General features: G+C 50.3%; 8 protein-coding genes and 1 pseudogene. 5 read left to right on the forward strand and 4 right to left on the reverse strand.

The window, feature by feature from the left end; genetic code table 11:
• The first annotated feature begins 130 nt into the window (after positions 1-130).
• Positions 131-1147: a replication initiation protein gene (locus ACAty_RS16855; protein WP_272945204.1), complete on the forward strand. Its 1017-nt coding sequence runs from the start codon at positions 131-133 to the stop codon at positions 1145-1147.
• Positions 1148-2585: 1438 nt separating this feature from the next.
• Here ACAty_RS16855 and ACAty_RS16035 read toward each other — a convergent pair.
• The 4 genes and pseudogenes from ACAty_RS16035 to ACAty_RS16040 all read right to left on the reverse strand — a co-directional run bounded on the left by ACAty_RS16035 (position 2586) and on the right by ACAty_RS16040 (position 6956).
• Positions 2586-3410, reverse strand: coding sequence for a hypothetical protein (locus ACAty_RS16035; protein WP_153801873.1), 825 nt, complete (start codon positions 3408-3410; stop codon positions 2586-2588).
• A 137-nt stretch (positions 3411-3547) separates the two neighbouring features.
• Positions 3548-4735, reverse strand: coding sequence for a glycosyltransferase family 4 protein (locus ACAty_RS15685; RefSeq protein WP_082179341.1), 1188 nt, complete (start codon positions 4733-4735; stop codon positions 3548-3550).
• A gap of 48 nt (positions 4736-4783) precedes the next feature.
• A pseudogene (locus ACAty_RS16590) lies at positions 4784-5782 on the reverse strand (ISL3 family transposase); the annotation flags it as partial.
• 796 nt (positions 5783-6578) lie between these two features.
• On the reverse strand, positions 6579-6956 hold the full coding sequence (locus ACAty_RS16040) for a hypothetical protein (protein WP_153801874.1): 378 nt from the start codon (positions 6954-6956) through the stop codon (positions 6579-6581).
• A 776-nt stretch (positions 6957-7732) separates the two neighbouring features.
• On the opposite strand from ACAty_RS16040, the gene ACAty_RS14715 reads away from it, so the two are divergent.
• Genes ACAty_RS14715 through ACAty_RS14730 form a run of 4 tightly spaced genes read left to right on the forward strand, consistent with a single transcriptional unit; the run spans position 7733 to position 9543 of the window.
• Positions 7733-8485, forward strand: a complete 753-nt coding sequence (locus ACAty_RS14715) for a tyrosine-type recombinase/integrase (RefSeq protein ID WP_004872588.1) — start codon at positions 7733-7735, stop codon at positions 8483-8485.
• Between the two features lie 55 nt (positions 8486-8540).
• The gene (locus ACAty_RS14720) at positions 8541-8948 is read left to right on the forward strand and encodes a hypothetical protein (RefSeq protein WP_051620912.1); all 408 of its coding nucleotides are present in this window, start codon (positions 8541-8543) and stop codon (positions 8946-8948) included.
• 18 nt (positions 8949-8966) lie between these two features.
• Positions 8967-9248 carry a BrnT family toxin gene (locus tag ACAty_RS14725; RefSeq protein WP_040131517.1) on the forward strand — a complete coding sequence of 94 codons (282 nt, stop codon included), beginning with the start codon at positions 8967-8969 and terminating at the stop codon, positions 9246-9248.
• The gene (locus ACAty_RS14730) at positions 9223-9543 is read left to right on the forward strand and encodes a BrnA antitoxin family protein (RefSeq protein WP_051620914.1); all 321 of its coding nucleotides are present in this window, start codon (positions 9223-9225) and stop codon (positions 9541-9543) included. The genes ACAty_RS14725 and ACAty_RS14730 overlap by 26 nt, the downstream gene beginning before the upstream one ends.
• The last annotated feature ends 277 nt before the right edge of the window (positions 9544-9820 follow it).

The raw sequence follows: 9820 nt of genomic DNA on the forward strand, positions 1-9820 counted from the left end.
GTGTCTAGCCCCGTCCTCCAGCGATTCCGCGAACATCTGCCCATCAAGCCCTACTGCACGGACGATCTGGGCGCAGGCCTCAGGATTCTTCCCCTCAGGGTGGCCTTGGCCAAGGCCTATATCCAGCACAATCACCCCGGCATGGTCTGGGTTCTGGTCTTCGACGTGGACCGGCAGGTGGTGGACCCCAACGACTTCTGGCCGGTGTGGGAGACGTCCTGCTTGCCGGTTCGCCAATCTCGCCACGCTCACCCGCAGCACGGGGCGCGGGCATCTGGTGTACTTCCTGGCCGCTGGTGTGTGTACCACCAGCCTTGCCCGCCTCAAGCCCATGGAGTTCCTGGCAGCCATCGAGCGGGCCTACACCGTGGCTCTGGGGGCCGATGCGGGATACGCCAAGCTCGTGACCAAGAACCCTTGTTGCGACCGCTGGCTAGTGTGGCAAATCCACGCCCAGCCTTACACCCTGGGAGAGCTGGCCGAGTATGTGGACCTCACGGTCCACCGGCACCTGCCGGAAGCATCCGAGGCCTACGGCACAGGGCGGAATGTCACCCTGTTCCACCAGACGCGATTCTGGGCCTACAGCGCGATCCGGGACCACTGGGCACCCAATGGCCTAGCCCGCTGGCAAAAGGCCGTCCTGGGGCACGTAGATGCCCTTAACGGGCAATTCCAGCGCCCTTTGCCCCACTCTGAGACCAAGGCCATTGCCAAGAGCATTGCCACCTGGACCTGGAAGAAGATCACGACCCCAAGAGCCTGCGGGAGCTCATTGAGCGGGAACCCACAGCCCAGAGAAGCAGCGGGAGCGGGGCAAGCGGGCCAAGAATCAGCTGGAGATCGCGAGGTTGGGCGGCGTGGCCAGCGGCGCATCGCGGCGGGCCTCCCGAGAGCAGGACCGAGCCACAGCACGAATCCTGCGGGCGCAGGGGATGACGCATCGAGCGATCGCGGAGGTCTTGGGTGTGCCACGGCAGACCGTCACCGATTGGCTGGCCGATTTTGGCCGGTGAACCGGCCTATATCAGATAACAGCCCCCGCGCGGGCGGTAGCCCGCAATGTACGGGGAAGGGGGCGGACCGATCCTGGCGTTTTGTTTTCCATCAGAGCGAAAGCTCCACATTCCAAAGTACAGCGGGGTGAGGATCGCGAGCTTGTCTCGCGACCGGAATCCCGCAACCCGGTGGAAAGGGGTAGGACCGCCCCCATCGGGAATGATCGTAGGCACAGACGGTAGGGGCTGTACGGACCTAGAGAGGGGGTGCGGGGGAGAGGGATCTCCATTTTTGGTGTCTGATCTACTTGTTTCCCTTGATCCTGTTGCATTAGTTTCCCTGACTCGGTGTTTCTCGTTTGTAGCTTTAGTCCCGTAGCCTCTGTCTGCGGGACTTTTTGTTTTGGGCTTGTCCGAGAACCCATCGCGCAGGTCTCGCGTCCGGAAACCCCGCGCAGGCCTCCAGCGCATCGAGGCCGCGGCTATGGGGTTATTGTGTCCGGCAGACGTCCGTTAGGCGGACCGAAATGGGCAAGCCTCGGACCACGGGCGACGAACCACGCCGAGGATACCCCGTAATCGGCCCAGAAATGGGCCCTATAAGCGATTTTCTGGCATGGGGTAGTGGGGGGTTAGGTGGGGGTAGTAGCACACAGAGTGAAACGGGGGGCGATTTGGGGGCGTCCTGGCCGCACGGCGCACCCACCGTGGTGGAACCCGCACTGGGTCAGGACCTGGCGATGGTAGCACGTCGGCGGGGGCGGCAGGACGAGCCGCGCTCCCCGTCCCACCGCTGCGCGGCGGGTCCCTCGCCCAGCGCGGGCCGGGCGTCCGGCCCCTGCCCGGGAGACCGGTTGGGGAGGTCACGCGCTCGATGGTCACCAAGGGCGGCGATGGGATCTGGAGCTATACCACGAAGAACCCCCTTTATCTTGCATTCCCCATCCCCTGAAACCGAGGGGCTTCCTGGCACCCACAAGGTTCACCAGACTAGAATCAGGTTATGACCGGAATCCACGATTACAGAAAGACCTCACCCGGACTCCTGGCCGCCCTTGAGGACGGCCCTAAAACCGGCGCCGAGTTATCGGCTGCCTTGCACCTGAAAGCTACGCGTATCCGTAGCCTGCTGTTGCATTTGCCAGAAACCCAAGGGAAGGTGCATGCCCCGCATTCGGTGACTCGGGAAAGGGGACGCCCGGTCAACCTCTGGGAGCTTCGCCCTGGCGTCTTCTCCGAAACGGGGACACCCTAGATGCTCCAGACCAGGAGTATCCACCAGTCCTGAACTGGTAACAGACGATGCCGACCAAGCACCAAGGCGACATCCCTGATTTGTACTACACGGCGCGCTTTAATGTTTCTGGATTAATCCAGAAACGCGCGCGTCAGGATGGCCCATGAACCAAGGGTGGCAAGCCAGGGCGTATGGATGATCCAGGATGCGATCCAGGCGGATTCTCAGAACTGTTGGGTTGACGTTTCCAAAGCGAGAGGGGGTTGCGAGAGCGCCGAGGCCCGCAATCGCGGGCGCTCGACTCTCACAACTTTGGGCCTCTCAAAAAGGGTGGTTATGAGATTTAGCCTTTATGTTTTTCTTAGTCTTTCCAGATTAAGTTCATAGTGGAACTTAACATCATCGTCATCTGGGCTCAGATGATATGCTATAGAGTACGCAATAAAAGCTGCTCTATGTAGACCTGACTCATTTAATGCGTGTCCAAGCTGAACGACAGGCTTCGCCTCTATTAAACCTCTATTAAACATCTTCATATAATACATAGCTGCCGCTTCCCATCTTTTTTTGCGAGCATTGTTACGCGCTTTTTGCAAATATAGCGAACCGAAAAATCGTTCAAAAAAACTTGGTTTTATCTCGCTGTAAAATGTACTAACAAAATCAGCTATGGCGTTTGCCGCTATCTCAGTACTTATGACTTCAAACTCTTTTCTCGGGATATCAGTAGCGGTCTCTTTTTGATCTATAGTATTAATATTGATAACATTGACACCGTCATTAATAACTTTTTTGATCAGCGATACTGTAGAGATTAAATCCCCAGATGAATATGCGAACCCAAGAATACCAAAAAATATCTTGCCTCTACTATCGGGGCTTACAAATCGTCTGCTAGGTGAAACAAGTTTAATTTCCAACTTAGAGCCGGTATGAATATCCACATCAAAAGTATACCACTGTGGTTTACTGGTTACATTAAATGTTTCAATAACAAAACCGGATTGAACAACTGAAACAGTTGTAAACCCCATCTCATCAGGGCATTTTAACTTTATAAAACATGATATTAAAGTATCTTTTTTTGACTCAATCGCGCACTCAAAAATAGCTACGCTCTTAGATGCCCAGATCCCCCAATCTTCAATTTGATGCCACCCGCTCGTTGCGGCCATTTTGCTTGATAATATAGGTTTATCAAGATCAACAGCTTTTCTTACATCGTAGTTTCCACTGCTTGTAATTGTTGATGGTGGGATAAAACAATAGACACCTGATTGGTTAATTAATTTTGAATTATCTATAAACCCAGTTATTTCCTGTGAAAAGTCTCTCCAAGTCTTTTCCTTATAGTTATTTTTAATAAAATCCTCTCGATAATTAAAAAAACTTTATCAACTATTAACTTATTAATCACATCAAAACCTGAGTTTGGATCGTAAGGATCTATGTATAAACAAAATTGCCCACCAACTTCTGGCATTGATGTTGTTTTCGAGGCGACGCATAATTTCCCATATGATAGGCTCTCGCTTATCGGTAGGCCCCAGCCTTCTGCATAACTGACAAAGCAGGTAAATAGTGATTTCTCATAAAGGAGAGATAGCAATGTTTCTGGCGCGCTTTCAATCAAGTGCAGCCAAGTGCCAACATATTGTTTATCTTCTATATAGTCAAAGAATTCTTCGTTATGCCATCCACGCTTACCACAAAATACTAGCTTTGGAATATTATTTACTCCATGTATACGGATAAGTTGTTCCCAAACCTTGACAAGGTATAAGTTATTTTTCCGTATTTCCATTGTGCCAACGCATAATACATATGATCCAGTATCGATGCCGAGAGTTCTTAATAGAGCATGGTCAGCAAATGTTGGCGTTACATGTTTATGTTCTGTCGCTAATGGAGCCGAAACAACCTCTGGCAACACGACTAAATTGTTTTTCATTTGTTCATCAATAAACTTCTTTATATCGGCAGCAACGTAATGTGAGTTAGCTATTATTAAGTCGGCCAAACATAGAACGTCGCTAAAGCTCTGTATAAATTTTGAATTTGCATCCTGTGCCACGTATTCCCTGTTTCTTATTTGTATCAGATCGTGAACAAATAAAACAAAAGGCAATCCTGCTCTCTTTAGGTTTATTATATATTTGTAGTCTTCGTAAATCCAAAACGCACCTATCATAAAATAGACAGAATTATGAGTTATATCGGCCTCTAATTCTGTCTTTTTAATATCTGAAATAAGTTTGTCAAGAATGGTTCTGGAGGTGTTTCCGCTTATTATTTGTTCATGTATTTGTTTTAATATAGTTATGTCATATGCTTTTAAAAAAGTCCTGCCTCCTGGTGTCACAGGAACTATGAGGTCAGGATATTCTTCAAAGCAAGAGAAGAGGAATTCTGAAGCAACCCGTTGGATTCCGCTGTATGTAGTATTGTGTGTGACGTATTCAAGAAGATCTTTTATATCTAAGTATATTTTTTTATTCATGCAGGATTCTCCAAATGATGGTATAAAGAAAAGTAGTTCCTCGGCATTTTATGTCGGTACCCTGAGATCCGGCTTGCCTAGGATCAGATAGGCCATGTTGGTGTAGTTCTTATGGGGATAGTAACCCAGAGTCGTGGTACCTTGGCTGACTGCAGGAGGCTGTTGAAGCGTTCCAGAATCTTGTTGGTGATCTGGAACTCGAACTAGCAGTGCACTCTACCCAGTGATCCTGATGGGGTAGGCCACCATGACCAAGAGTGGGAGGCCGATTGCTTTGGGGGTTTCCATCCAGTCCTTTAGGAGCACGGCAACCTTCATGCCGGTTTTCTGAGATTTCTTGAAAAGTAAGGCGGAACTGATAGGCCTGAGCTGTCCGCATGGTTTGCTCTTTGATTAGATCCTCTAATTTTTTTGCTCTGCTTGGCGGTCAGCTTGCTGGGATTCTTAAGCCAGAGCCAGCGGGTTTTCTTGAAGCTGGGCTGGGATTGCGCTTCTCCCTTGCGCACGGCGTCCACGGCCTCGTTGACGAGCTTCACGAGGTGGAAGCGTTCAAAGGTGAACTGGTCGTTGGGCAGGTGTTCTGCGGCGCCCTTTTGGAAGGCTGGTGAGAGGTCCAATCTGACCTCCGTAATGGCCTCGGCGCTATCGCTATGGGCCTGCGGATCCCTGGCGAATCGCGCAAAGGTCTGTGCGTCCTTGCTGGGCGTGGTAAACAGTAGGCGCTTCTTCCGGAAGTCCACGAATAGAGCGATGTGGTCATGGCCGTGTCGGCTGCTGGTTTCATCGACACCGATAGCCTGAATTTCAAACATCTCTAACGCCTCGCGGGCTTTGGAGCATAACGATGGACCGCCAGCCAGAGTCGCTCGTCCGTCTCCCAGACCAATTGACTAACCGTCCGTAGGGACATCTCGCGCACTATGGCCATGACTAAAGCCTCGAAGAGCTGCGTGAACCCCGAGCTTTCCCGAGCCCAGGGGGCGAGTGACGAGCACCAAATGCACAGCCGTGCTCCGGACATTGTACCTGCGGTACTCGGGCGTTCACAGGTACGCCATTATCCATTCGAAACGTCGGGGATACCTGTGGGCACCTCTAATAACCTCAAATTTCTGCATAGACAACGGCGCAACTCTTTGATTCAAAATCACAATAATTTTGGTGAAACGGGTTTTTCGAGGTCCCTCTGCTTACTATACTTGGCGATCGTATCTCCTTTCAACATGTCGGTGAACCTTAAGGAAGCTCTGACTTAGTCGAAACTGGGTTACATCACATTTTATGACGATCTGATTGATAATCTTTATCTGCCCAGGAAAGTCAAGAGATCAGGCTCAATCAGAGTTTCCTTGATGCTGCATCACCAGTCCCCGCAGATAATATGACCATACAAAGCTATTTTCTTAATGACAGACCTGCTGGTTCCACGCAAAACAATTTCTGCATCTAGAACTAAATCTGAAACATCAACGATGTAGACAAACTTTGTCGTTTCAGCAATTACATTATGTGTAAGAAGTCTTCCAGGAAAATTTATATTTTTTTATTTGAGTACACAATAAGTTCTATTTTATCCGATGTATCTGAATCGATAATGATAAAATATCTTCCAGCATAAAGCCTGATGTATGGACCGTAGATCAACGTGACTACATCTTCACCACAAGGTAAATGGTTATCGTATTTTCCGCAATAAACAGATGATGTTCTGATTTCAGCAAAGAAGTCTGAAAAATATAAAAGGTAATCCGAGTAAATATTTATTCCAGAACAAATTGATTCCTGTCCGTCGCAACATCTATTCAACGCCGTAGTATATACCTCTTTTGAAAGTATAACATTTTCAGTTGCTGGATTTTATCTCTTCGTCGTTTGGGTATCGAAAATCAACCAAATCGTCAATTTTAACATTGGAAAACATACCGCGGAATACTTCTGGTGTAAAATGCACACCAATCTCTCCAATTGGAATGGCCAAATTTATATTTGGAACAATACGCGCTCTCCTATTTGCCGCAATTAATGTCTCAAGAACAGAGTCTGATCCTTCATATCCGTCTCGCCAAATAAGTCCTAAACTATCAATCCATTTTTTGATAACCTGTGAATCGCGAATATTATAATTTCTCGTTGCTTGTATTTTAATGTAATCTAGATAAAGGCATCTTATTTGATCCCAAGCTTCTGAACCAATGCATACACCCCAGTCATGGCCCATCATAGAATATCCACTATGGTCATCTCGTGGTATTGGATTGAAGCAAGAGAACAGTCCGATTCTGGAATCGTGCTGAAACATGCTAAAGAGGTGGTCAATTGCTTCTAGATAATGTTCGGACAGAACTAGATCATCCTCCAGTATGCAGACTCCAGGAAATCCACAGAAATCAATGACAAAGCTGATCGCTCTAAACCACTGCGATGCGATGCCAAGATTAAACCTTATTTTCGACATAAAGAAAAGTTTCTGGATGACTATTGACAAGGCTATGGCAATAGTCCTTGATTAATAAGTAACCTTCATTCGCGCCGCCATCGATAGGCTTGTCATGAAAAATAAATATCTTTCTATCGTTTATTTTATTTTTCTTAATGGATTCAATAACTCTAGAAAAGTATTCATACCTATCAAAACATATTAGTGATACTGGTAATTGCATCATGGCAGTTTTAGGTGTGAGGCGCAAATCTGAAACTCAACGAACATGTGCTTTAACAAGGCATAGGCTGGCATACTGAATCCCAAATGTGTTCTCTGTTGGTTGTCTAACATTGTTTAATTTTGTTGCTAGCTAGCCTTAAAAAATGCTAGCTTTTCCTTTTGAGGTTTAGTGCATCACACGTCGTGCTCTCATCTATGTAAGGCACAAGACCGTTGGGATCATTGTGTCTGGTGGCTCCAAGACTCTCGGATCGTAGGGTACTGAATTCCAGAGGGGCAGGCAATGCGGTCGGGGTGCTATCATCAGACCTTAGGGATCGCGGAGAGCACAGCCTATGGCGAAGCGCGTTGGTCGGCAGCGAAAGGTGGCCGTGGAGGATTGGGAATCGCCAGTGGTCCTGCCCGGACAGTTGGGGCTCTTTGGCGGGGAGGAATCCGCTGAGGTTCCCGCCAAGGTGGACCCGGTAGCGCCCGTCTCTACCCGTCCCCGGACCAAGCCCTGGTCCAGTGAGCGCAAGCACCTCACCGCCCTGGAGATCGACCGGCTTCTGGCGGCTACCAAGGACAACGAGAGGACGGGATTGCGGGATCGCTGCCTGATCCTGCTCATGTACCGCCACGGCTTGCGGGTTACCGAGGCCTGCGCCTTGCAGCTGGACCAGGTAGACCTCGAGAGCAAGGTGCTGCATGTGACCCGGCTCAAGGGCGGGCTGTCCACGAGTCATCCCCTACGCAATGAAGAGATCCGTCTGCTGCGCTCCTGGCTGAACGAGCGGGCGCGCTGGCTGCGGCGCTGGCAGAAGCACGACCTACAGACGCCTCCCGACCGGCAGGCGGTGTTTCTGAGCGTGCGTGGGCAAGCCCTGTCCCGGAATACCGTCTGGCAGCTTCTGCGGGCCTATGGCGAGGCCGCAGGCCTTTCCCTACCGCCTCATCCCCACATGCTGCGGCATGCCTGCGGCTATGCCCTGGCGGATCAGGGGACCGATACCCGGCTCATCCAGGACTACCTGGGGCACCGGAACATCCAGCACACCGTCCGCTACACGGCCACCAACGTCCGTCGCTTCGATCGGTTGTGGCGGTGAGTCGTAGTCTCTCCTATGCTGTCCTCTGGACGACAGATTGAGGACAGTTCCTGACATGGCTAAGGTCAGTATATCGGAGGCGGCCAGATTGGCCGGAAAAAGTCGGTCTCACCTTTATGAAAAATACATAAACACCGGTGCTATCACCGTTGAAACCTTACGCGATGGGAAGAAGGTCATCGATACGTCAGAACTGATCCGGGTGTTCGGCAGCATATCGCTTCCGGACGGCGCAGAAGACATAGAGAACAGTATTGAAGACAGTTCAGGACATATAGACAACAACAAAGAATACAGCCTTTTCAAGGCGCTTCAGGCAGAAAATGAAGTGCTTCGTGAGTACTTGCGCGCCAAGGATGAGGAGATTGCCTGGTTGAGAGAGCAGGTCTCCAGAACAACAGCCTTGCTGACCCACCAAAAGAGCGAAAGGCAGCCCAGCAAGAAGTGGTGGTGGCCTTGGTAAGTATGTACAATAATACATATGGAATTTGAATGGGATGATGCCAAGCGAACCAACACCATGGAGAAGCACGGTGTTGACTTCGCAGATGCTCCCCTCTTGTGGTCCAACCCTATGGTTGTCGCTCAGGACAACCGCAAGGATTACGGCGAACCCAGGTTCGTTGCGCTAGGGGCCTTGAACGGGCGAGTGATGGTGGTGGTGTACACCCAGAGAGGTTCTGGCGTTGTCCGAATCATCTCTTTTCGGAAGGCCAACAGCAGAGAGGTGAAGGTCTATGAAAGTGCGCTACACAGTAGGTGACACCAAGGTTCACGACGTGGACTCCGGGCGGGTGATCGCTTCTCAAACCGATTTGGAACGGGTAGACGCTCTCGATGACTCCCAAATCAACTACGACGATATCCCGGATCTGGGCCCAGAATTTTGGGCGCAAGCACAAGTGATCGACCATGGGAGGAAGAAGCCCATCACGATTCGTGTCGATCAGGATGTTTTGGACTGGTTCAAGAGCCGTGGTGGTCGCTACCAGGTTCTGATGAACCGGGTGCTTCGCCAGTATATGGAGATTACCCAAAAACGCAGTTCAGGGAATTGATCGGCTCTCATCCTGGTTCTTCGTAGCGAGGATTGCCTGAAAGCGCCTCCAGGCGTACCTTTGGAGGCGGAAAACACCGAAGAAGGACATTGGTATGCAAGAAAGACCAATGCCCTGTCCCCTCATCAAGCTTGCCGGCCACGATAGGGAAACAGGGCACCGAGCCACCCGGGAAGGGGTTAGCCAAAGTGTAGCAACTTTGGGCACTCTGTACACCCCCCGGACTGGCCGCTTCGTAACCAGCCGCCAGAGCCGGGGAGTTCGCCCGGGTAGACGC

Origin of the sequence: Acidithiobacillus caldus ATCC 51756 (genome assembly GCF_000175575.2) — a bacterium.
Taxonomy (GTDB): Bacteria; Pseudomonadota; Gammaproteobacteria; order Acidithiobacillales; family Acidithiobacillaceae; genus Acidithiobacillus_A; species Acidithiobacillus_A caldus.